The sequence below is a fragment of the Cupriavidus pampae genome (assembly GCF_914271485.1).
In the GTDB taxonomy this organism is placed as follows: domain Bacteria; phylum Pseudomonadota; class Gammaproteobacteria; order Burkholderiales; family Burkholderiaceae; genus Cupriavidus; species Cupriavidus pampae.
This window is the reverse complement of the sequence record NZ_CAJZAG010000009.1, coordinates 70,663-92,014: the sequence shown is the minus strand read 5'-3', so window position 1 is coordinate 92,014 and position 21,352 is coordinate 70,663. Positions and strand designations below refer to the sequence as shown.

Annotated in this window: 21 protein-coding genes; 12 read left to right on the top strand and 9 right to left on the bottom strand. The window is 63.0% G+C overall.

Going from position 1 to position 21,352, the window contains the following annotated elements; translation table 11 throughout:
• Window positions 1-17: 17 nt before the first annotated feature.
• From LDO41_RS22590 to LDO41_RS22570, 5 genes are read right to left on the bottom strand one after another with little or no spacing between them, the layout of a single operon-like run.
• Window positions 18-743 carry an ABC transporter ATP-binding protein gene (locus LDO41_RS22590; protein WP_223992265.1) on the bottom strand — a complete coding sequence of 242 codons (726 nt, stop codon included), beginning with the start codon at window positions 741-743 and terminating at the stop codon, window positions 18-20.
• Entirely contained in the window at window positions 743-1,495 is a 753-nt protein-coding gene (locus tag LDO41_RS22585; RefSeq protein ID WP_223992263.1) for an ABC transporter ATP-binding protein, read from the bottom strand. The genes LDO41_RS22590 and LDO41_RS22585 overlap by 1 nt, the downstream gene beginning before the upstream one ends.
• Window positions 1,492-2,508, bottom strand: coding sequence for a branched-chain amino acid ABC transporter permease (locus tag LDO41_RS22580; RefSeq protein ID WP_223992261.1), 1,017 nt, complete (start codon window positions 2,506-2,508; stop codon window positions 1,492-1,494). The genes LDO41_RS22585 and LDO41_RS22580 overlap by 4 nt, the downstream gene beginning before the upstream one ends.
• 1 nt (window position 2,509) lies before the next feature.
• On the bottom strand, window positions 2,510-3,391 hold the full coding sequence (locus LDO41_RS22575; RefSeq protein WP_223992259.1) for a branched-chain amino acid ABC transporter permease: 882 nt from the start codon (window positions 3,389-3,391) through the stop codon (window positions 2,510-2,512).
• A 31-nt stretch (window positions 3,392-3,422) separates the two neighbouring features.
• Window positions 3,423-4,676 carry an ABC transporter substrate-binding protein gene (locus tag LDO41_RS22570; RefSeq protein ID WP_223992257.1) on the bottom strand — a complete coding sequence of 418 codons (1,254 nt, stop codon included), beginning with the start codon at window positions 4,674-4,676 and terminating at the stop codon, window positions 3,423-3,425.
• Between the two features lie 296 nt (window positions 4,677-4,972).
• Between LDO41_RS22570 and LDO41_RS22565 the strand changes: the two genes are divergently transcribed.
• The 6 genes from LDO41_RS22565 to LDO41_RS22540 are packed head-to-tail and all read left to right on the top strand — an operon-like array spanning window position 4,973 to window position 10,302.
• Complete coding sequence (locus LDO41_RS22565; protein WP_223992255.1) at window positions 4,973-5,326, top strand: Zn-ribbon domain-containing OB-fold protein; 354 nt, start codon at window positions 4,973-4,975, stop codon at window positions 5,324-5,326.
• A gap of 15 nt (window positions 5,327-5,341) precedes the next feature.
• Complete coding sequence (locus tag LDO41_RS22560; protein ID WP_223992254.1) at window positions 5,342-6,487, top strand: thiolase family protein; 1,146 nt, start codon at window positions 5,342-5,344, stop codon at window positions 6,485-6,487.
• 1 nt (window position 6,488) lies between these two features.
• Window positions 6,489-7,250, top strand: coding sequence for an SDR family NAD(P)-dependent oxidoreductase (locus LDO41_RS22555; RefSeq protein WP_223992252.1), 762 nt, complete (start codon window positions 6,489-6,491; stop codon window positions 7,248-7,250).
• An 8-nt stretch (window positions 7,251-7,258) separates the two neighbouring features.
• Window positions 7,259-8,062 (top strand): enoyl-CoA hydratase/isomerase family protein, encoded by an 804-nt coding sequence (locus LDO41_RS22550; RefSeq protein ID WP_223992245.1) that lies wholly within the window; start codon window positions 7,259-7,261, stop codon window positions 8,060-8,062.
• Between the two features lie 43 nt (window positions 8,063-8,105).
• The gene (locus LDO41_RS22545; RefSeq protein ID WP_223992243.1) at window positions 8,106-9,095 is read left to right on the top strand and encodes a tripartite tricarboxylate transporter substrate binding protein; all 990 of its coding nucleotides are present in this window, start codon (window positions 8,106-8,108) and stop codon (window positions 9,093-9,095) included.
• A 13-nt stretch (window positions 9,096-9,108) separates the two neighbouring features.
• The gene (locus tag LDO41_RS22540) at window positions 9,109-10,302 is read left to right on the top strand and encodes a CaiB/BaiF CoA transferase family protein (RefSeq protein WP_223992242.1); all 1,194 of its coding nucleotides are present in this window, start codon (window positions 9,109-9,111) and stop codon (window positions 10,300-10,302) included.
• Here LDO41_RS22540 and gcvA read toward each other — a convergent pair.
• Window positions 10,299-11,189, bottom strand: coding sequence for a transcriptional regulator GcvA (gcvA, locus tag LDO41_RS22535; RefSeq protein ID WP_223992240.1), 891 nt, complete (start codon window positions 11,187-11,189; stop codon window positions 10,299-10,301). The two genes, LDO41_RS22540 and gcvA, sit on opposite strands and share 4 nt — an antisense overlap.
• A gap of 200 nt (window positions 11,190-11,389) precedes the next feature.
• Between gcvA and LDO41_RS22530 the strand changes: the two genes are divergently transcribed.
• The 3 genes from LDO41_RS22530 (at window position 11,390) to LDO41_RS22520 (ending at window position 15,154) form a co-directional block, all read left to right on the top strand.
• Window positions 11,390-14,062: a glycoside hydrolase family 19 protein gene (locus LDO41_RS22530; protein WP_223992238.1), complete on the top strand. Its 2,673-nt coding sequence runs from the start codon at window positions 11,390-11,392 to the stop codon at window positions 14,060-14,062.
• Between the two features lie 120 nt (window positions 14,063-14,182).
• Window positions 14,183-14,590 carry a PRC-barrel domain-containing protein gene (locus tag LDO41_RS22525; protein WP_223992237.1) on the top strand — a complete coding sequence of 136 codons (408 nt, stop codon included), beginning with the start codon at window positions 14,183-14,185 and terminating at the stop codon, window positions 14,588-14,590.
• A 210-nt stretch (window positions 14,591-14,800) separates the two neighbouring features.
• Complete coding sequence (locus tag LDO41_RS22520) at window positions 14,801-15,154, top strand: hypothetical protein (RefSeq protein WP_223992236.1); 354 nt, start codon at window positions 14,801-14,803, stop codon at window positions 15,152-15,154.
• Window positions 15,155-15,254: 100 nt separating this feature from the next.
• Here the strand turns inward: LDO41_RS22520 and LDO41_RS22515 are convergent, their stop codons facing one another.
• A complete protein-coding gene (locus LDO41_RS22515) occupies window positions 15,255-16,445 on the bottom strand; it encodes a hypothetical protein (protein WP_223992235.1) in 1,191 nt (396 codons plus the stop codon).
• A 231-nt stretch (window positions 16,446-16,676) separates the two neighbouring features.
• Here LDO41_RS22515 and LDO41_RS22510 point away from each other — a divergent pair, with 231 nt between their 5' ends.
• Window positions 16,677-17,276, top strand: coding sequence for a sigma factor (locus LDO41_RS22510; RefSeq protein WP_223992234.1), 600 nt, complete (start codon window positions 16,677-16,679; stop codon window positions 17,274-17,276).
• Here the strand turns inward: LDO41_RS22510 and LDO41_RS22505 are convergent.
• The gene (locus LDO41_RS22505; RefSeq protein ID WP_223992233.1) at window positions 17,263-18,243 is read right to left on the bottom strand and encodes a hypothetical protein; all 981 of its coding nucleotides are present in this window, start codon (window positions 18,241-18,243) and stop codon (window positions 17,263-17,265) included. The genes LDO41_RS22510 and LDO41_RS22505 overlap by 14 nt on opposite strands.
• Before the next feature lie 241 nt (window positions 18,244-18,484).
• Between LDO41_RS22505 and LDO41_RS22500 the strand changes: the two genes are divergently transcribed.
• Together LDO41_RS22500 and LDO41_RS22495 are read left to right on the top strand one after the other, a co-directional pair.
• On the top strand, window positions 18,485-19,513 hold the full coding sequence (locus LDO41_RS22500) for a nitrilase-related carbon-nitrogen hydrolase (RefSeq protein ID WP_223992232.1): 1,029 nt from the start codon (window positions 18,485-18,487) through the stop codon (window positions 19,511-19,513).
• Between the two features lie 9 nt (window positions 19,514-19,522).
• On the top strand, window positions 19,523-20,464 hold the full coding sequence (locus LDO41_RS22495; protein ID WP_223992230.1) for an AraC family transcriptional regulator: 942 nt from the start codon (window positions 19,523-19,525) through the stop codon (window positions 20,462-20,464).
• Here LDO41_RS22495 and yghU read toward each other — a convergent pair.
• Entirely contained in the window at window positions 20,461-21,351 is an 891-nt protein-coding gene (gene yghU, locus LDO41_RS22490; protein ID WP_223992228.1) for a glutathione-dependent disulfide-bond oxidoreductase, read from the bottom strand. The two genes, LDO41_RS22495 and yghU, sit on opposite strands and share 4 nt — an antisense overlap.
• Window position 21,352 lies beyond the last annotated feature (1 nt).

Here is a 21,352-nt window from a genome sequence, read left to right as displayed (position 1 = left end):
CGTTACACCGAATAGGCTTACACCGAACAGTAACGCTCCTGCATCGCCGCATCGTCGAGCAAGGCACGCGCCGACGAGGTATGCGCGATCTCGCCTTGATCCATGATGTAGGCGCGATCCGCAATCTGCAGCGCATGCTCGACGCTCTGCTCCACCAGCAGGATCGTCACGCCCTTGCGCTTGAGCGCATCGAAGTACTCGAACATCTCGTCCACGAGCTTGGGCATGATCCCCTCGCTCGGCTCGTCCAGCATGATCATGGTCGGCCGGGCGGCCATGGCGCGCGCGATCGCGAGCATCTGCTGTTCGCCGCCCGACATGGTCGCGGCCTCCTGCTTCAGGCGCTCCTTCAGTCGCGGGAAGGTTTCAGCGATTTCCTCGACCGCATCCTGCGCGTGCACGGCGCGATTGCCGCGCGCCGCCAGCACGCCCAGCTGGATGTTTTCCATGACGGTAAGACCCGGCACGATGCGCCGCTCCTCGAACACGTAGGCAAGACCATGATGGAAGCGCGTGTGGGGGGGTTCCTGGAGGATCTCGTTGCCTTGAAAGCGCACCGAACCCGCGGTGCGCGGCATCAATCCCATGATGCTGCGCATGGACGTGGTCTTGCCGGCGCCATTGCGGCCGATCAGGGCCACCACTTCACCGGGCATCACATGAAAGTCCACGCCCTGCAGGATATGGCTGCGGCCGTACCAGGCATGCAGTCCGGTGACGTCGAGAATCGGCTGCGTGGTCATCAGTGGTTCCCCTTGCCCAGATAAACGCGCTTGACGTCCTCGTTGGCACGAATGTCGTCCGGCTTGCCCTGCACGAGCAGGCTGCCCTGGTGCAGCACGATGATGCTGTCGCTGACGCCCATGACGAGTTTCATCTTGTGCTCGACCAGCCCGATCGTGCGCGATTCGAGCAGCTTCAATATCAGGTCCATGACCGCGCGCGTCTCTTCCGGACTCATGCCGGCGGTGGGTTCATCGAGCAGCAACAGACGCGGATCGCCAGCCAGTGCCACGGCGATCTCGAGGCTGCGCTGCTCGCCATGCGCGAGGCTATCGGCAGGTACATGACGTTTGTCCTGCAGGCCGACCAGTTCCAGCAATTCCTCGGCCTTCTCGCTCCACTCCGCGTGACGATGGCGTGGCGTCCACAGATCGAACGTGCGGTGCAGGCACTGCACCGCCACGCGCACGTTCTCCAGCACCGACAGCGCGGGGAACAGATTGGTGATCTGGAACGACTTGGAAATGCCGGCCTTGGCGAACTCGTGCGTGCGCAGGCCGATCAGGCTTTTGCCATCGAACATGATCTCGCCCTCGGTGGGCGCGATGCCGCCCGAGATCATATTGAAGAACGTCGACTTCCCTGCCCCATTGGGGCCGATGATCGCGGTCAGCTTGCCGGTCTCCAGGCTGACCGAGATGTCCTGGTTCGCGGTGAAACTGCCGAAGCGCTTGGTAATGCCGCGCGTGCGCAGGATTGGCGTGGCGCTCATTTGCGGATCCATCCCAGAACCGTGCCCCAGATGCCCTTCGGGAAGAACAGCACCAGCACGATGAAGACCAGGCCGACGATCAGCTGCCAGCGTTCGGTGAAACTGGTGACGATGTGCTCGATGCCGAGGAACACGCCCGAGCCGACAAACGGCCCGAAGAACGTGCCCATGCCACCGAGCAGCGTGATCATCATGACCTGCCCCGAGGTGTGATACGACAGGCTGTCGATCGAGACCGTGGAGAGATTGATGGCGTTCAGCGCGCCGGCGAGGCCGCAGATCATGCCCGAGATCACCAGCGACAGTACCCGCACCCGCTCCACGTCGATGCCGCAGGCACGCGCGCGATGCTCGTTCTCGCGCAGCGCTTCCAGTACCGCGCCGAACGGCGATTGCAGCAGACGCGCCAGCACCGCGAGCGCGGCCGCCACGAACACCAGCGTGAAGTAGTACTTGACCAGCGGATCCAGCAGATTGAGCGTGGTAAAGCCCAGCGGAATCGATTCCACGTTGACGCCGCGCAGGCCGTTGTCGCCGCCGGTCAGCGAGGACGCATGAAAGAACAGGTAGTAGACGCACTGGGCCAGCGCCAGCGTGACCATCGCGAAGTAGATGCCGCGCGTGCGGCTGGCGAGCAGGCCCATGGCCAGCGCGAAGACACCGGCCAGCACGATGCCGAACACCAGCGCGAGCGGCCAGGCGAGGCCGTACTGTGCGATCAGGATGCCGCATCCGTAAGAGCCGCTGCCGAAGAACGCGGCGTGCCCGAACGAGAGCTTGCCGGTGTAGCCGAACGTAAGGTTGTAGCCGGCCGCGAACAGCCCAAAGATGATGATATTGGTCGCGAGCGAGTAGAACGGAAAGATAAGCGGTAGCACGGCCAGCACCGCCACGGTAGCCAGTACCGGGGCGCGGGCCACCGCCTGCATGAGCGACGCGCGTGCCGAATCCGCCGGCACCGCACCTGCTCGTCCATCCGCCCGATTTATGAAGCGCGAAGTGATCTTGTCCATTTCAGGCCATCAATCCTTTTCGGCCGAACAGGCCGTTCGGCCTGACGATCAGCATGATCGCCATCAGCGCAAACATCGAGAAATCGGCGAACTCGGGTTGAAACAGCGTAGTGAAGCTGACCACCACGCCAACCAGCAGACCGGCAACCACAGCGCCGCCAAGCGAGCCCATGCCGCCTACCACGGTAATCACGAACGCTTCCACGAGTACCGGCACGCCCATCTCCGGCGAGACGCCACGCATCGGCGCCGCCAATAGACCGGCCAACCCCGCGATGGCGGTGCCGGCACCGAAGATCGTCAGCCAGATCGTCGACATATTGATGCCGAGTGTGCGCAGAACCAGCGGATCGCGCGCGCCGGCGCGGACGATCAGTCCGAACCGCGTTTTCTCGAGCAGCAGCCAGAGCGCAAGCAGCACGAACGCCGTCACGCCGATCAGGAACAGCCGGTAGAGCGGGAACATGCCGATACCGATATCGACGGCGCCCTGTAGCAGCTCCGGGGTTTCCATCTGCTCGCCCTGCACGCCGAAGCCCATCCGCACGAGGTCCATCAGCACGTAAGCCAGGCCGAACGTCAGCAGCAGCGGGTAGTCGATGCCACGGCCATACAGCGGCCGGATCAGGAAGCGCTCGGCCAGCATGCCGAGTGCCGCGGACGCGATCGGCACCACGAGCATGCACAGCCAGAAATTCCCGGTCCTGGCGTAGACCAGCACGCCGATATAGGCGCCGACCATAAAGAACGCGCCGTGCGCGAAGTTCACCACGGTCAGCAGGCCGAACACCAGCGACAGGCCCACGCCAATCAGCACGTAGATCGAGCCCAGCGCAAGGCCGGTGACGAGCTGCTGCGCGATGAGATTGAAAGACACTTCCATGGACACTCCCTAGCGCGCCCGTGATGAACGCTCAGGCCTGGAGACCGAGCTCCGAGCAGGTGCGCAGACGGCTCTCGTCGAGGTTGTCCACCTGCAGCACCTTGAAGATGTCCTGATCGTTGCTGGCCGCCGACTTGTCTTTCGACTCGATGATCAGCACCGATTGCACGGCCTGATGGTCGCAGGCGCGGTAGTACTCCTGCCCCTTGTAGTAGTCGCCCTTCAGCGCGCGCAGCGCGTCGACTACCTTCTCGGTATCGGTGGTGCCCGCTGCCTTGGCCGCCGCCAGCACATTGCGCACGCCGACGTAGCCGAGCCCGGCATAGTCGGTCGGGTACATGCCCTTGTGCTGCGCCTTGAAGACGTCGTTGAAGCGCCTGGCCGACGGCAGGTTCGATTCAAGGCCCCAGTAATAGCCGGTCGCGCCGATCACGCCTTCGTACGATTTATGACCATCGACGAGGCGTCCGTTGTGCATCAGCAGCGGTGCCGCCATGCGCATCTGCTTCTTCACGCCGAAGTCGTTGGCCTGGCGGAACGCGATCTGCTGGTCGCGGCCGAAGTTGCAGACCACCAGCAAATCTGGCTTGAGCGCGAGGATGCGCGGGAAGTAGCTCGAGAAATCGGTGGTGCCGAGCGGATGGCGGATATCGGCCAGTACTTCCAATCCTAGCGGCTTGCCCGCGGTCTGGAAGCCGCGCACCATTTCATGGCCATAGGCATAGTCGGCGGTGAGGAACACCACGCGCTTGCCGAGCTTTGGCACGGTGTAACGCGCGACCGCGCCGGCCGTCATATGGGGGTTCAGGCATTCGTGGAACGTATAGCGGCTCCAGTCCTTGACCTCGTTGATCGCATCGGACTGGCTGATCGAGTTGTAGATCACCTTGCGCTGGCGCGTCACGTTGTTGACCGACAGCTGCACCGCCGCGGAGACGGAACCCACGATAAAGTGGGCGCGGTCCTTGTCGATCAGTTCAATCGTGCGCGTGGCGGCTTCCTGCGGATTGAGCTTGTCGTCGCGGACCAGCAGCTCGGCCTTGCGGCCACCTAGCCCGCCCGCGTCGTTGAATTCCTTGATCGCGACTTCCGCGCCACGCACCACCGCCTGTGCCTCGGCGGCAAACGCGCCGGTCAACGGCACCGGGAAGCCCACGCGGATATTGTCGGTGCCTTGCGCACGCACCAGCGATGGCAGTGCGGCCTCGCCCAACCCGACCACGCCCCCTGCGGCCAGCGCCTTGAGCAACCTGCGCCGCCCGCCCTCGAATGTCGATTCGGTCATGCAGTCTCCTTCGTCGTTATGTTTCTGACCGCTTCGGCAGAAGCAGCCGGGACGCATCCGTGGCGTCACGTTATTTAACTATTGGTAAATACGTGAAGCCAATATATATGCGAGCCACAACATATGTCAATGCGAGTTTCAGCGGGGATCGACAGGTGTCAGCACGCCCTTCGCTTGAGAAAAATGCAAGCGAAGCCGGCGGAAATCTCGTTTGTCGCCAGGCCTTGCGGCCACCAATATCGAGTCAACCCACGCAGCCACGCTGCCCTCTACCAAGACCGATAAAGGAGACGCTCATGTCAGTCGCTCATCCCAACCTCTGGAGTCCGGACGATCCCCCCGCCCTGCTGGCGTCGCGTGATTGCGCCACTGGCGAGTACGTGTTCCCCACCGTGCCCGGGCACTCGCCGCTGGCCGCCCGGCACGCCACCGTGCCGGTGTCCGGCGTTGGCATCGTCTACAGCTTCACGGTCATCCATCCCGCCCCGAAGACCGGCCAGCCGCCGTATGCGCTGGGCTATGTCGACTTCGACGGTCCGGTGCGCATCTTCGGTCGTCTGCAAGGCCAGGATCGCCCCGCCATCGGCGACCGGTATGTAGCGCGGGCCGACGATACCTACGGCTACGTATTTCACGCAATCAAGGCCTGAGGCGCGACAACCATCATGCGAGACATCTACATTTCCGGCGGCGCGATGACGCCGTTTGGCCGCCACCCCGGTGTGCTGGCCCCCGAACTGGCGCAATCGGCCATTCTGAAGGCGATCGATGACGCGGGCGTCGAACTCAAGGACATCGAGGCCGTGTATTGCGCCAACGTACTGGGTGGGATGATCCTCGGCCAACTGATCGTGCGCGATCTCGGGCTGCGCGGCATCCCGGTCTACAACGTCGAGAACGCGTGTGCCAGCGGCGCGACCGGCGTGCATCTGGCGCGCCATGCGCTGCTGGCCGGAGAGTATTCCACGGTGCTGGTGTTCGGCATCGAGCAGCTCACCGCGCTCGGCGGCGGCACGATTCCGATGCAGCGCAACGACGTCAAGACCGACCTCTATGCCACGGCCGGCATGGTGCTGCCAGCGGTCTACGCCATGCGGGGCACGCGCTTTCTGCACGAGCGCGACGCGAGCCGCGAAGATCTGGCCACGGTGGCGGTGAAGAACCGCCATCACGGTTCGCTGAACGAATATGCGCAGCAACGCAGCGAGACCACCGTCGAGGAGGTGCTGGCGTCGCGCATGATCGCGGATCCGCTGACGCTGTTGCAATGCTGCCCTTCGCAGGTTGATGGCGCGGCGGCCGTGGTCATGACCACCAGGCGCCCTACCCAACGCAAGGCGGTCAAGGTGCTGTCGTCGGTCGTGGTGTCGGGCATGCGCGAAGCGGCTGACGATGACATCCTCGATGCGGAGATCACCGCACGTGCCGCGCGGCAGGCCTACGAACAGGCTGGCGTGAGTCCGCGCGATATCAATGTGGTGGAACTGCACGACGCGTTCACGATTGCCGAGCTGCTCTATTACGAAGCGCTGCAACTGGCCGCGCCTGGCGAGGCCGTGCCGCTGCTGCGCTCCGGCGCCACGCGGCTGGGCGGGCGCGTGCCCGTGAATCCGAGCGGCGGGCTGCTTGCCAAGGGGCATCCGCTGGGCGCCACCGGCATCGCGCAGATGGTCGAGGTGATGTGGCACCTGCAGGACCGCGCCGGCAGCCGGCAGGTTGCAGATGCGCGGATCGGACTCACGCAATGCACGGGCGGCGGCATCGCGGGCGTGGATCACGCAGCCTCGTCGGTGCATATTCTGGGAGTGTGAAATGACGAGCGAATCCATCCCCCGCCAGGTTGCGGTGATCACCGGCGCGGCACGCGGTATCGGGCTCGGTATCGCCACGCGTCTCGCGGCGCAAGGCATGGCCGTGGCGCTGCTGGACCGCGATGCCACCGCACTGTCCGATGCCGTTGCCGGGCTGATCCACGCGGATCGGCACGCGATGGGCGTCACGGTCGACCTGACCGACTCCACCGCGGTCAATGCCGCGTTCGCGCATATCGAGGCCACGCTGGGCCGCATCGACTGCCTGGTCAACAACGCCGGCGTGGTGCGCGATATGCGCTTCCTCAAAATGCGTGACGAGGATTGGGACGTGGTGGTCGATACCAACCTGCGCGCGCCGTTCCTGTGCTGCCGCGCCGCGTTGCCGGGCATGGTCGAGCGTGGCTACGGCCGCATCGTCAATATCTCGTCGCGTGCGTGGCTGGGCGGGTTCGGGCAGGCCAACTACTCGTCGGCCAAGGGTGGCGTGGTCAGCCTTACGCGTTCGCTGGCGATCGAGTTCGCGAGCAAGGGCATCACCGTCAATGCCATCGCGCCGGGAATCGTCGATACGCCGCTGTTCCGCGAGTTCGCGCCGGACGTGCAGGCGCGCCTGCAGAAGTCGGTACCGGTACAGCGCATCGGTACCGCCGAGGATATCGCCAATGCGGTGAGCTTCTTTGCCAGTACCGAAGCGTCGTACGTGACCGGGCAAACGCTCTATGTCTGCGGCGGGCGCAGCCTGTCGTCGCCAAGTGTGTAGGGGCGACCATGACCGTACAACTTCAAATCGATGGACCCGTCGCGCTGCTGACGATCGACCGTCCTGAAGCGCTCAACGCGCTCAATGTGGCGACGCTGAACACCTTGCGCGAGATCCTGTGCGAGGTGCGGGACCGGCCCGATCTGCGTGTGGCGGTGCTGACCGGCAGCGGCATGCGAGCGTTCTGCGCGGGGGCGGATCTCAAGGGTGCGCAGACCTCCACGGCGTCCTATGCCGAGGCACTGTTCCATGCGCCCGCCCCCGCCGCCGAGATCGGGCTCTACCTGCGTCTGATGGATCTCGGCAATCTGCAATGCTGGAAGCCGGTGATTGCCGCGGTCAACGGGCATTGTCTGGGTGCCGGGCTGGAGATAGCGTTGCAGTGCGATATGCGCATCGCTTCCACCGAGGCCACGTTCGGCTTGCCCGAGGTGCGCGTCGGTTCGATTCCTGGCGTGTCTGGCCTGCATCGGCTGCTCAAGGCCGTGCCGTCCGCGTATGCCATGCAGATGGTGCTGACCGGCGAACGCATCGATGCCGCGGAAGCCGCGCGCATCGGATTGATCTCAGAGACGACCGCGCCGGATCGATTGATCGAGCGCGCGATGACGCTCGCGCACAAGGTGGCCGGCAACGCGCCGCTGGCGGTGCAGGCGGTGAGGAAGCTCGCGCGCCAGACCGCACACTTCAGCGATGCCGATGCGCAGGAGATGACCGAGCTCTACTGGGGCGCGCTGCACGACACGGCGGATCGTATCGAAGGACGACAGGCATTCGCGGAGAAGCGCGCGCCAAGCTTTACGGGGCGATAGCGGTTCAATCAGCCCGACCACAAACCAATAAACGGAGACAACCATGAACGCACTGCCACGCCTGATGCGCGCAATGACCACCTGCACCATCGCAACGCTGGCCTGTGCCAGCACGCTGGTCTCGGCGCAGCCCACCTTCCCCACCAAGCCGATCACGCTGGTCGTGCCGTTTGCCCCCGGCGGCGGTAACGACATCCTCGCGCGCCTGATCGCGCCGAAGATGAGCCAACAGCTTGGCCAGCCCATCGTCATCGAGAACAAGCCCGGTGCCGGTGGCAATCTCGGCGCGGATTATGTCGCGCATGCCGCGCCCGATGGGTACACGGTGGTGATTGCCTCGAGCCAGATCACCATGAACCCATATCTCGGCATGAAGGTGCCCTTCCATATCGAACGCGACTTCGAGCCGGTGGGCAAGATCGGCTCCGTGCCGCTGGTGTTGGTGGCCAACCCCGAGCAGCCCTATCGCACGCTGAAGGAGTTTATCGACTACACGCGTGCCAATCCGGGCAAGGTGAGCTACAGCAGCCCAGGTCCGGGCACGCCACAGCATCTGGCCGGCGAGGTGTTTGCACGGCTCAACAAGACCGAACTGCTGCATGTGCCGTATCGGGGCACCGGTCCGTCGATTGCCGACCTGATGGGCAATCAGGTGCAGGTGTCATTCGCCACGTACGCGTCCGCGGCGCAATACGTCAAGACGGGCAAGCTGCGCGCGCTGGGTATCGCGGGGCAGCAGCGGACGTCGCTGATGCCAGAGCTGCCCACCTTTACCGAGGCCGGACTCAAGGGCTATGACGTCGAGCTGTGGTACTGCATGCTGGCGCCCGCCAAGACGCCACGCGCGGTGGTGGACAAGCTTAATGCCGCGTTGCTCACCGCGTTGAAGGCGCCCGATCTGGCCGAGCAATTCCGCAATCAGGGGTTCGAGGTCAAGGGCTCGTCGCCCGATGAACTCAAGACGTATATCGGCGGGGAGTTGCAGCGCTGGCAGCGCGTGATCTCGGAGAACAACATCAAGGTCGCGCTGTGATCGGGAGCCCATCATGTTAGGCAATGCACTCGAAGGGCTCACCGTGATCGATTTCACGCAGATCGCGGCCGGGCCGATCTCCACCATGCTGATGGCGGACATGGGCGCGCGCGTGATCAAGGTCGAGCCACTCGATGGCGAACTCGGGCGCGGGCTCGGGCCCGGATGGCTCGGTGACGACAGCACGCTGTTCCACGCGTTTAACCGTAACAAGTCCGGGGTGGCGCTGGATCTGAAGTCGGCGGAAGGCGTGGCCGTGGCGCGGCGCCTGATCGCCGGCGCCGACATCGTGGTGGAGAGCATGCGTCCGGGCGTGATGGCTCGGCTTGGGCTCGGCTACGCGCAACTGGCTACCGATCATCCGGCACTGGTCTACTGCTCGATCTCGGCCTATGGCCAGACCGGCCCCTACGCCGATCGCGCCGGCGTGGATGGCATCCTGCAGGCCGATTCCGGGCTGATGAGCCTGATCGGCATCGAGGGGCTCGAACCGTGCAAGGTGCAATCACCGGTCGTCGATGTGATGACGGGTTACGTGGCGGTGATGGGCATCCTCGCCAAACTGACGCAACGGCAACGCGATGGCCAGGGCGGGCATCTCGATGTGAACCTGTTGAACGCGGCGCTGGCGTTGCAGCAATCGGCACTGACGGGATACCTCGCCGATGGCGAACTGCCGGTACGGGCCGGCAGTGCGGCACCCTACTCCGCGCCCAATCAGGCGTTTCGCACGCAGGATGGCTGGATCATGGTGGCGGCCTATATGCCGGACCGGTGGCGCAAGCTGTGCGACACGCTGGGTTTGCCGGCACTGCACAACAATCCGCGCTTTGCGACATCGCCCCTGCGCGTGGCGAATCGCGACGCGATGGTCGAGGCGTTGACGGCAGTTTTCGTTACGCGCACCACGGCGGCGTGGTTGCCGCTGTTGCAGGACGCTGACGTTCTGTGCGCTCGCGTGGCCACGTACCACGACGTTGCGGCACACCCGCAGGTGGCGGCGAATCGCATGATTGCGGAAGCGCCCCATCCGGTCTTCGGGACGATTCGCATGCCGGGGTTTCCAGTTTGCAGTGCGAGTGTCAACGATCGCCAGCATCGCCCGGCGCCGGCCTGCGGGCAGGATACCGCGGCAGTGCTGCGAGACTTTGGATTCGAGGAAAAGGAGATTGTCGCGATGGCCAGCCGCCATGCGATCCGCTGCTAGACCGGCTCCTGCTCGAACTGCGCCAGCAACCATTTACGAAACGTGGCCATGCTGGCGCTCTCCGCGCGATCGGCGGGTGTGAGCAGGTAATAGGTGAAGTCGCCCATATCGACGACCTTGCGGAACGGCGTGACAAGCTTGCCCGAGGCCAGGTCATCCTCGACCAGAAAGCGCTGGGCAATGGCGAACCCCTGCCCCTCGAGTGCGGCCGCATACGCCATGGCGGAACTCTGGTACGTCATGCCACTGCGCGAATCGACCCGCTCGTCGGCCTTTGCCGCGGTCAGCCAGCACGCCCAGTCATCGGGCCGCGCGATCGAATGCAGCAACACCTGCCGCTGCAGATCGGCCACACCGCGCACACCCTTGGCCACGGCCGGGCTACAGACGGGCACCAGCAGGTTCGACACCAGCCGATAGGCATTGGCGCCCTGCCACTTGCCATCGCCAAGCCGAATCGCGCCATCGATGTCTTCGCGCCGGAAGTCGACCGGATCGAGCGAAGCGGTCAGCAGCACCTCGATACCCTTGTTGGCCGCATGAAAACTGGACAGCCGCGGAATCAGCCAGCGCATCGCAAAGGTCGTGTACGCCCGCACCTTGAGCTGCGTTCGACGCGTACGCTGCATCAAGCGACTGGTCGCCTTGCGCAGCCCATCCATCGAACTCGTCACGGCGCGGAAATACTCCTCCCCTTCCCGCGTCAGCGTGATCTCCCGATGCCCTCGCACAAACAGTGGCACCCCAAGCGAGTCCTCCAGCGTCCGAATTTGCCGACTCACCGCCCCTGCGGTGACATGCAGTTCGGTGGCCGCCACAGTAATACTGAGCCGGCGCGCCACGATCTCAAAAGCGCGAATAGCGTTAAGCGGAGGCAGTCGATCCATGGCGCGGATTGTGAAGCCCGCTTGAGAAAAACTCAATCGATGGAAACCCCTGCAACGCACGTCTTTATATCAACGATCAAAATCTTTTACTACGCGAAGCGTTGGCAGCGCCATTTTCGAGGCGCCTGTAGTACTTCTGGATGAAACGGCAAAGCCGCTCGTTTCACTATCCTCCAAAGATTCGTTGGGGGATAAACACCATGACCGTGACCAGAGACATGCTGCGGCAGATCATGCGCAATGCGTCGGGGTCCAGGCTCGCGCAGTGTGTGCAGCCGTTGAACGACGCCATGGTGGAGTTCGCCATCAACACGCTGCCGCGTGCCGCGGCGTTTATCGCGCAGCTGGCGCATGAGTCTGGGCAGCTCCAGTTTATGGAAGAGATCTGGGGCCCGACCGCTGCGCAGAAGCGTTATGAGCCGCCGAGCGATCTGGCGACGAAGCTTGGCAATACGCAGCGCGGGGATGGCTTTCTGTTTCGGGGGCGCGGGCCGATTCAGCTAACCGGTCGGGCCAATTACACGCGTTATGGCGAATTGCTCGGGCTGGACCTCGTCGGCGACCCGGATCGCGTGGCTACGCCCGAGGTGGGCTGTCGCGTCGCGGGGCTGTTCTGGCAGCGGAATGGCCTGAATGAACTGGCCGATGCGGGCGACTTCACCAAGATCACCAAGCGCATCAACGGTGGGCTCAACGGGCTCGCGGAACGCGAGGCCCTGCATCGGATAGCGCTGGAGGTTCTTGCCAGTGCGTTCCCCGCGGGCCGCGCGGGTGCCGCACGGCGGGCCGCTGCAACACTCGAAACACCCGCGCCGCGCGCGGCGCTGTCGCGTGGCACCGAGCAGGTCATCAAGGCCGAAGACAAGCTCCCCACCCCGGCAAGTCTGGTGAAAAAGCTGTCGCTGAAGCGCATCTTCGACGCGCGCGCCGACACCATGGATTTTCGCGATCGCATGTTCGAACCGACGCTGATCGAGGTGCCCACGCATATCCCGTTGGGCGACTACCTCGACTATCAGGTCCCGATTCTCGATCAAGGCCAGGAAGGGGCATGCACAGGCTACGGGCTCGCCACGGTGGCCAACTACCTGCTGCGGCGGCGCCGCGTGATCCCCGATTGCACCCCGGTCAGCCCACGCATGTTCTATGACCTCGCACGCCGTTACGACGAATGGCCCGGCGAAGACTATTCCGGCTCCAGCGCGCGCGGCGCCATGAAAGGCTGGCACAAGCACGGTGTCTGCAAGGAAGACTTCTACCCCGCTCAACCGCAGGACCGCAACGGACTGACGACGGAGCGTACGTCCGACGCGCGGCGCCGGCCGCTGGGCGCCTACTTTCGCGTCAATCATCGCGACCTCGTGGCGATGCATGCGGCCATCGCGGAAGTCGGCATTCTCTACGCGACCTGCGTCGTGCATCAGGGCTGGCGCAGCATCGGCGCCGATGGGCGCATCGCGTTGACTGATCAGACGCTCGGCGGGCATGCCTTTGCGATCGTCGCGTACGACGATGAAGGCTTCTGGCTGCAGAACTCGTGGGGGCCGACCTGGGGCCTACGCGGCTTTGCACACCTGAGCTACGATGACTGGCTGCGCAACGGCACGGATGTCTGGGTCGCGAGACTGGGCGCGCCCGTCACGTTGCGCGAGGTCGAATCCACCGCCGTGGCCCACGCGGCGTCATCCGGCGAGTCCATCGCCTATGCCTACTCCGATCTACGCCCGCATATCGTCAGTGTCGGCAACGATGGCGTGCTCAGCCCGGGCGGCGACTATGGCGTAACCCCCGAAGGTTTGCAGCATATCTTCGACGTGGACATTCCTCGCGTGACGACCGACTGGCCCGTGGTGCGCGTTCTGCTGTACGCGCATGGCGGGCTCGTCGACGAAGCCTCCGCGGTGCAGAGGCTGGCGGACTACCGCCCCAAACTGCTCCCCCAGCAGGTCTACCCGCTGGCCTTTATCTGGCACACAGATTTCTGGACCACGATCACGAATATCCTACAGGACGCGATGCGCCGCCGGCGTCCAGAGGGCGTGCTCGATGCCGCCAAGGACTTTATGCTCGATCGGCTGGATGACGCCCTGGAGCCCGTGGCAAGGCTGCTGACGGGCCGCTCGTCATGGAGCGAGATGAAGGAAAACGCCCTCGCCGCTTCGGACAGCAAAGGCGCGGCGCGAATGGTGGTCAAACATCTGAAAACGCTATCCCAGCAGACTCAGGCACTGGGCAAACGTCTGGAGATTCATCTGGTCGGCCATAGCGCCGGATCGATCCTGCACGCCGGACTGGTCAAGCAGTTGCTCGAGAACGGCCTGCTGATCGACTCGTGCACGTTATGGGCGCCAGCCTGCACCGTCGAACTGTTCAACCAAAACTATCTGGAGCCGATTCAGACCAAGCAGATTCGGCGTTTCAATCTATTCGTGCTCAGCGACAAGGCCGAGCAGGACGACAACTGCGCGCGAATCTACAACAAGTCCCTGCTCTACCTGGTGTCCAATGCGTTCGAAGACAAGGCGCGAATCCCGGGATTTCGCGACGGCGAGCCGATCCTCGGCATGCACCGCTATCTCGACAAATCGTTGTTGCGGCTGTTCAAGGCCAATGGCCGCAATCAACTGGTGGTGGCCCCGGGCGGTGACGGTGCGGCAAGTGGCCCCACCTCGGAGGCGCGCCGTCACGGCGATTTCGACGACGACTGGATGACGGTGGCAAGCACCTTTGCGTTGATCGTCAACAAGCCGACCGAGGAGGCCATCCAGGCGCCGAACGGGAAAAACGGCTCGGCGCCGGAGAAAAGCCCGTTCCATCGCAACGAAAGCTCATTGCGCGACCGCCGCGCCGCGCTGGATGCCAGAACCCAATGAGCCCGCTTGCCCGCGTTCGTCTGACAGGCGAATCAGATCAGGCTGACTTTTCCGTACAGGACCGCGTCGAGGAAGCTACTACGGCATAACTCTTACGCAAACCATCCAATGGGAGTCACGATGAACCGTACCCTCGCCCTTGTCCTCGCCAGCGCCACGATCGCGCTTGCCGCGCCGGTCCACGCCCAAGTTGCGGGCCAGGCTTCGCTTGGCGTTTCCGTTGAAGAACTGCGCATCGTCATTCAAGGCGCAAGCGTGAAGAAGCAGATTCTCGGAAAACCCGTCTATAACGAAACGGGTGACAAAGTCGGCAACGTCGTCGATCTGATCGTCGCGCCGAACCGTGCGGTCTCTTTTGCAATCATCGGCGCGGGCGGCTTCGTCGGCGTCGGTCGCCACGACGTGGCCATCCCGGTCAATCAGTTCGATCTGTCGAGCAACAAGATCGTGCTGCCCGGCGCCACCAAGGCGGCAGTCAAGGCGTTGCCCGAGTTTGAATACGCCAAGAAGGATAAATCGGCCACTTAAGGACACCACAGAGACACCTGGCGCTGCGCGCACCGACGAGAAGTCGCATTTCAGACAAACACTTACGCAGAAGTTAGTGAATTAAAGGATGGCAACGCGCGTAGTGATGCATAGACTCATTTCTTGTACAGGGACGGAATCAGCAACCGCGCTCCGTGCACATCGCACCGCATCGTCGGTGCCTCCCGCGATCCGATATGAGGAAATAACATGAAGACGCCAATCATCTTCGCTATCGCCGTGGCGACACTCGCAGGCTGCGCCATGTCGCCCTATACGCCACCTCCGAATCCGCCGACGCGAGCCGTCTCGGAGAGCAAGCTGCCACCGAAGGCCGCTACGCAATGCATCGCGCAGCAATGGGCTAACGCCAAGCAACAGACGGTCATGATGCAGTACATGCTGGCCAACGATCAGGCCTTCGACGTGTACGTGCCGGGCCAACAACCGCCGAATGGCGAGGCTGCAATCGTTCGTCAGTCGGCCAAGGGCACGGGCTCGTGGATTGGTTATCGCGGCAGCGATAGCTCTGCTTCCGCCGCCATCAACCAGTGCCTGGGGTAATGCGCCGGGGGTAATGTTAGAACGGCCGCGTGATCCTTCGACTGGATCACCGCGGCCATCCTCCCTTCCGTTTGCCGCTTATGTTCCGCTTAGTGCCGGCTCAACCCGAGCAATACCGGCTATGACGATTGCCGCGGCGTGAGTCGCGCCAGTAGTCGTCGCGGTAATTGAACGTCATCAGGCCCGGCCGCACATAGTCGTACGGATCGTGCAGCCCGCGGATTTCCGGGCGATCGGCGGCCGGGATGTTGAAAATGTCGAACTGCCGCTGGATGGCCTGCACATAGAACATCGACGCGCCGATATTGAAGTTGTCGGTATGCGTCATGAAGAAGACCTTCGGCTGCAGCGCCTGCACATACATCGTGATATCGCGCACGCCGTTGTTCGCTTCCCCGATGCTGACCCCCGCGCCAAGTTCGACGTCCGTCTTCGGCAGCGTGGTAAAGAACTGCAGCAGCGCGGGCGCCTGCTCCTTCAGCGGGCCGGCGGTGTCGTGCCACGTGAACGTGAAGTCCGATCCGCCAACGGTGAACTGATACATGATCGGAATCGGCCCGCCCACGCCGGCGTTTGTGCGCGTATCGCGCGCCGGCGGCGGATTCGGCGGGAACAGCGTGTCTACTCGAGGATCTCGCACGGCATTGATCGGATTCGGTGGCAGCGACGGATCGACCGGCACCGTTGCGGAGTGCACATGCTTGAACGCCGTGATGCACAGGTCCGGCGCCAGCGGCCGCAGCGTCTTCACCTCCGCGCCCGGTGCCGAACCCGCGGTCGTGATGGACTCGCATTTCACGGTGGTGCCCGCACCAAAGATCCGTACGGCATCTCCACGCATGGCATCGCAATGCTCGGCCGCGCCGTATATCGTGGCACCGGTCAGCTTGGCGATATACGCCGCGTTGTCGGCATGGTCACCATGCCCATGCCCGAGGAAGATGAACTCGGGCCGCACGTCGACCAGATCCTGCACGGTCACTGGCACGTACGCGCGCTTGTCCGCAAGCCGATAGATATAAGAGTCCAGCAGGAACACGCGCCCCTTCGCCGCAACTGCGAACGACGCCACACTGAACCACGAGAAAATGACCTTGTCGTCGCGAACCTTGCCCGTTCGCTCATCGACGTTCTCGGGGCCGAACAGGTATTGCCGCGCCTTGACCATCGCTGCCAGCTGCGTGGAATTCCCTCGTCGGAAATTCGATTCCTCGTCCCCCTGTGCTGACGCGAAAGATGGAATGGCCGCCAGGATGGCTGCACCAATCAATCCAAGCTGAAATGCTTTCATCGCTTGTCTCCTTTAAAGAACGTATTGCGAGCGGATGCCTGCTCGCGGATCGAAGCATAGGAATCGGACTTTGATTCGCAAACGTATGGACATTTGACGGCACCCACAATGTGGCTGGGACGGCCGTAAACCGTGGCTCAGAACGCACAGACGCCTGATGGCGCACGTTGAAAATAAGAACAATTCTCGATATCATTCGCCGTTCAGTAGCGCGCCCCTGGGTTTACGGCCATGTCGACCACCATTCGAGTGCTTTATGAGGACAACCATGACTGGCTTTGCCAGTGGTTGCGCCGCCGGCTCGATTGCAGTGAGGAAGCGCTCGATCTGGCTCAGGACACGTTCCTCCGCCTGCTGCGCAAGCCGGACGATGTGCCGGGTATCAAGGAACCTCGTGCATTCCTGACCACGGTGGCAAACACCGCAACCGACGAACATCACGTCGTGATGTTTGCGTCGGTCACATCCCCGCTGCGCGCGAAACCCCACACGCAGGCGGTATGTACGAGGTCGCAACAACGACATGCTTCACACAAAAAAGACCTCTGGGCAAAAGTGGCGCCCCTTCATAGTCGATTTTGTGTCTTCATGTCATTGTCAGGCCAGCAGCAACGCCTCGTTCGTCTTCTCAAGAATGGTTTTCATCTCCGCATCGTCCGCTCCGTCCTGAACCAATCTCCCGTCTACTGCGAACTTGTTTCCGCGTCAGTCCATGGCGCGGTGGATGTCATCCCGATGTGGCGCATCTACAAGATGCTCGCCACCGGTGTCGTATGCCTTGACACCGGCGAGATCGCTACCGCTCGCGCGATCGTGCTTACGCGGCCATGACCGGCGTGGGTCCGCCGGACGCCGGCGTCGCGTACATCAACGGTGCCAACGCCGTGTCGGCGCGGATGCGCTGCGCTTCGGTGGTCATCTCGTTCAGCAAGCCGGCGAACCGCGGTTCCAGCAGGCCTGACACGATGTACGTCCAGCGGTAAGCCTTGAGCACCACCGCCTGCACCTCGGTGGCGTGCCTGGCTTCGCGCATGTCACCGCGAACCACGCGCATGAAGTACGCGGCATCGGCGTCGGCCTGCTTTTGCAGGATCTGGTCGACCGCACCCACCAGTTCGATCAGGTCATCGACGGCAGCGTCACGCTCCGCGTCGGTAATCCTGACGTTCTCCCGTTCCCATTCGAGCTCGTCGAGAATCGCGTGTTGCGATTCCTCGCGCCAGTGGAACATGAAGATGTCCTTGAACAGATCCGACAGGCCCGACGCTGTACCGATGCTGGCGCGATAGTGCGCCTGCGAGACCAATTCGATATGGCACGTGAGCGCGAGGACGGCCCACGTACGCTTGCTCAATACGAAGGCGGCCACCTCGTTGGCATCATGCTCGAAGTGATAGCCCTCGGGCATGCCTTCCGCGGCGAGCAGTTCGACGCGGCGGAATAGCTCCTGATGCTTCAACTCCTCGTCGGTGAAACGCACCAGTGCCTCCATTGCGACCTGATCTCCAAACGCATGTTCACGCGAGAGATCTAGAATCTTGACGCCGACGAAGCGCTCGACCAGACGAAAAATATTGGCGTAGGTGCGGCCCTGTATCTGGCTGAGAAAGCGTTGCTCGTCCGGCAAAAGGAACGGCAGTTCGTCGGCAAGTGACAGCCCCTCCGGCAGGAACTTGTGAGCCAGATCGAACCTGCGTTGACGAATCACATCCTGGTCGATGTCCCAGCGGATGCGGCGGGAGTTGGCGATGCAGCGGGCGTAGCGTTGCGTGTCGATAGGCGTCGGTGAAACTTGCATTACGGAAATCCTGTTTTCGATCAGGCTCCGACTATAAGTACGCGACGAATATTGATATAGGCATCATTATGGTTAATGTAATTTTCGGGTTTGAAATAATATGCCAATGCGATTTTGATAAAAAATAGATTGAGTCGATGTTGAGCCGCCAGATCAATAAAGTGAACCGGACGAGCATTCCCCGAATCATCGGGCGTTCCTAGAATCGTGACTCCACGATCCGAAGGAAACACACCCCGCCATGACTCAAACCGCTTCAACATCCAAGGTAGTGCGCGTTGCCGCCGTCCAGTACGCCCCCGATCTGACCAGCGCCACCGGCACGCTCGAACGCGCCCTCGGCGCCATTGCCGAAGCAGCTTCGAGGGGCGCGCAGCTCGTCGTCTTCCCGGAAACGTTTATTCCGTACTACCCATACTTCTCGGTAGTGCTGGCGCCCGCGCGAATGGGCGCCGAGCAGAACCGCCTGTATGAGAACGCCGTGCAGGTGCCCGGCCCGATCACCGAGGCGCTCAGCGATGCCGCGCGCCGCCATCGCATCATCGTGGCGGTGGGCGTCACCGAGCGCGACCACGGCTCCGTGTACAACACGCAGTTGGTATTCGATATCGACGGCGCGCTGATCCTGAAGCACCGCAAGATCTCGCCCGCGCCGCATGAACGGCTGGTATGGGGCGAAGGCGACGGCACGAGCATCAAGGCCGTGGACAGCACCATCGGACGCCTGGGTGCACTCACCTGCTGGGAACATTACAATCCGCTCGCGCGTTTCTCGCTGATCGCACAGCACGAGGAGATTCATATCTCCACCTTTATCGGCTCGGTGTTCGGCCCGGTGTTTAGCGAACAGACCGAGATCCAGCTCCGTAACCATGCGCTGGAAAGCGGTTGCTTTGTCGTGAACGCCACCGCCTGGCTTTCCGACGAGCAACGCGCAAGCATCGCACCCACTCCCGACATGGAAAAGGTGCTGACGGGCGGCTGCATGACGGCGATCATTGGTCCGGATGGCCGGCATATCGTGCCGCCTTTGACCGAAGGAGAAGGTATCCTGATTGCCGATCTGGATTTCGCGGCACTGACGAACGCCAAGCGCACCCGCGATACGGTTGGGCACTATTCGCGCCCGGATCTCTTCAGTCTTGCCGTGCACAGCAAGGTAACGCCGCACGTCCGCACGGCCGACGCGAACGCTGCCCGTCAGCAAGCCGAAGCCAGCCACGAGCACACGCTTGTGGCGCCCGCTGCCGCACGACAGACAACAGAATAAGGAGACCCTTTGCACGCGCACGATACGCTCAGCCAACTCCTGCTCCTGCACCCGGTCAGGACCGAGCTGGACACCCGCTGCCGCTTTCGTGCGCCGTGGCAAATGGTCCATCCTGCCGGCCAGCCGCGGGTTGCGCCCTATCATCTGGTCGTCGAGGGGGGGGCGCTGGTCGACGTGGCCGGTCACGACACCATCGCACTGCAAGCGGGCGACATGCTGGTCTTTCCGCATGGGCGCACGCACAGGCTGTACACGCCGGATGCGGACGGCACCACGCGCACCCACACGATGTACAAGGAATCGCTGGTCGCGCGGCTCGAGAACGATGCCGACGGGCAGCTCACCGATATCCTGTGCGGCCAGTTTCATTTCGATATCGCGGGCTCGCAGACGCTGGTGGATGCGATGCCCGAGGTCGTGCTGGTGCGCACGGCCGGCAGGCCCGAGTTTCAGGGCCTGCAGGCACTGATCACCCTTTTGCGAGACGAGACCAGCGAGGCTCGCCCCGGCAGCAGCGCGCTGGTGTCGCATCTGGCGTCCGCCCTCTTCCTGTTGCTGCTTCGTGCGTGGATCGAGCAGGCGCAACCGGTCTCGGGGCTCTTCGCATTGGCGGCGGACACCAGACTGCACCATGCCCTGCATGCGATGCTCGATGGACCGGGTGAAGCGTGGACGCTGGAAACGCTCGCGGAGCGATGCAGCATGTCCCGCGCCACCTTCGTGAGAACGTTCCGCGCGGTCGCCGGCGCGACGCCAGGCGATGTGCTGAACCACATTCGCATGACGCAGGCCAGCCGGTGGTTGCTGGGCACGCAGATGAGCGTCGCCGAGATCGGCGAGGCGGTGGGCTATCAATCGGACGCCGCGTTCAACCGCGGTTTCAAGCGCGTCTATGGCGTCGGGCCAGGCGCCTATCGACGGCTTAAGGGTCTCGCGGAAGACGCCGGCTAGGCCCGGTTCTGGCTCCTGATGCCGAAATCGGACGCATCGTGACGTTCGCGGACTTGTTCCGACGGGTCACCGGTCGTGCGATTGACCATGCGGCCGCGTTTGACTGCCGGACGCGCGGCGATCTCATCGCTCCATCGCACCACATGCTCGTAGCCACCGGTCGCGAGGAATCTGCCGCCATCGCCATAGATATCGTTGCCGATGAGCGCGCCATACCACGGCCATGCCGCCATATCGGCAATGGAATACTCGTTGCCTGCCAGAAACTGGTTGTGAGCCAGATGCCGGTTCAGGACGTCGAATTGGCGCTTGGCCTCCATGGCGAATCGATCGATCGCGTATTTGATGCGCATGGGCGCGTAGGCGTAGAAATGCCCAAAACCGCCGCCGATAAACGGCGCTGCCCCGACCTGCCAGAACAGCCAGTTCATGGCTTCGGTATGGCCCTTATGGTCCTTCGGCAGAAAGGCGTCGAACTTGCGTGCCAGATAGAGCAGGATCGATCCGCTCTCGAAAACACGCGTCGGCTCAGGCGTCGAGCGATCCAACAGGACCGGAATCTTCGAGTTCGGATTGAGCTCGACAAAACCCGACCCGAACTGATTGCCCTTGAAGATGTCGATCAGCCACGCGTCGTACTCGGCGTCCTTGTGGCCCAGCGCCAGCAGTTCTTCAAGCAGAATCGCAACCTTCACGCCGTTCGGCGTGCCCATCGAGTAAAGCTGCAGAGGATGCTTCCCAACGGGCAGCACCTTGTCATGGGTGGCGCTGGCGATCGGGCGATTGATCTTTGCGAAGGCGGCTCCTCCGTTGTCTTCGTCCCAGGTCCAAACCTCGGGAACTTCGTATCCGGAGGGAAAATTCTGAGTTGGATCGTCGTCGGTCATG

What these genes read in the sequence shown, in the direction of transcription:
- LDO41_RS22550 (WP_223992245.1), top strand. Translation starts at nt 7,259, where the DNA reads ATGACCGTACAACTTCAAATCGATGGACCCGTCGCGCTGCTGACGATC.
- LDO41_RS22515 (WP_223992235.1), bottom strand. Translation starts at nt 16,445, where the DNA reads ATGAAAGCATTTCAGCTTGGATTGATTGGTGCAGCCATCCTGGCGGCC.
- LDO41_RS22540 (WP_223992242.1), top strand. Translation starts at nt 9,109, where the DNA reads ATGTTAGGCAATGCACTCGAAGGGCTCACCGTGATCGATTTCACGCAG.
- yghU (WP_223992228.1), bottom strand. Translation starts at nt 21,351, where the DNA reads ATGACCGACGACGATCCAACTCAGAATTTTCCCTCCGGATACGAAGTT.
- LDO41_RS22565 (WP_223992255.1), top strand. Translation starts at nt 4,973, where the DNA reads ATGTCAGTCGCTCATCCCAACCTCTGGAGTCCGGACGATCCCCCCGCC.
- LDO41_RS22555 (WP_223992252.1), top strand. Translation starts at nt 6,489, where the DNA reads ATGACGAGCGAATCCATCCCCCGCCAGGTTGCGGTGATCACCGGCGCG.
- LDO41_RS22520 (WP_223992236.1), top strand. Translation starts at nt 14,801, where the DNA reads ATGAAGACGCCAATCATCTTCGCTATCGCCGTGGCGACACTCGCAGGC.
- LDO41_RS22525 (WP_223992237.1), top strand. Translation starts at nt 14,183, where the DNA reads ATGAACCGTACCCTCGCCCTTGTCCTCGCCAGCGCCACGATCGCGCTT.
- LDO41_RS22560 (WP_223992254.1), top strand. Translation starts at nt 5,342, where the DNA reads ATGCGAGACATCTACATTTCCGGCGGCGCGATGACGCCGTTTGGCCGC.
- LDO41_RS22580 (WP_223992261.1), bottom strand. Translation starts at nt 2,508, where the DNA reads ATGGACAAGATCACTTCGCGCTTCATAAATCGGGCGGATGGACGAGCA.
- LDO41_RS22545 (WP_223992243.1), top strand. Translation starts at nt 8,106, where the DNA reads ATGAACGCACTGCCACGCCTGATGCGCGCAATGACCACCTGCACCATC.
- LDO41_RS22505 (WP_223992233.1), bottom strand. Translation starts at nt 18,243, where the DNA reads ATGCAAGTTTCACCGACGCCTATCGACACGCAACGCTACGCCCGCTGC.
- LDO41_RS22585 (WP_223992263.1), bottom strand. Translation starts at nt 1,495, where the DNA reads ATGAGCGCCACGCCAATCCTGCGCACGCGCGGCATTACCAAGCGCTTC.
- LDO41_RS22575 (WP_223992259.1), bottom strand. Translation starts at nt 3,391, where the DNA reads ATGGAAGTGTCTTTCAATCTCATCGCGCAGCAGCTCGTCACCGGCCTT.
- LDO41_RS22570 (WP_223992257.1), bottom strand. Translation starts at nt 4,676, where the DNA reads ATGACCGAATCGACATTCGAGGGCGGGCGGCGCAGGTTGCTCAAGGCG.
- LDO41_RS22590 (WP_223992265.1), bottom strand. Translation starts at nt 743, where the DNA reads ATGACCACGCAGCCGATTCTCGACGTCACCGGACTGCATGCCTGGTAC.
- LDO41_RS22530 (WP_223992238.1), top strand. Translation starts at nt 11,390, where the DNA reads ATGACCGTGACCAGAGACATGCTGCGGCAGATCATGCGCAATGCGTCG.
- LDO41_RS22500 (WP_223992232.1), top strand. Translation starts at nt 18,485, where the DNA reads ATGACTCAAACCGCTTCAACATCCAAGGTAGTGCGCGTTGCCGCCGTC.
- LDO41_RS22510 (WP_223992234.1), top strand. Translation starts at nt 16,677, where the DNA reads ATGTCGACCACCATTCGAGTGCTTTATGAGGACAACCATGACTGGCTT.
- gcvA (WP_223992240.1), bottom strand. Translation starts at nt 11,189, where the DNA reads ATGGATCGACTGCCTCCGCTTAACGCTATTCGCGCTTTTGAGATCGTG.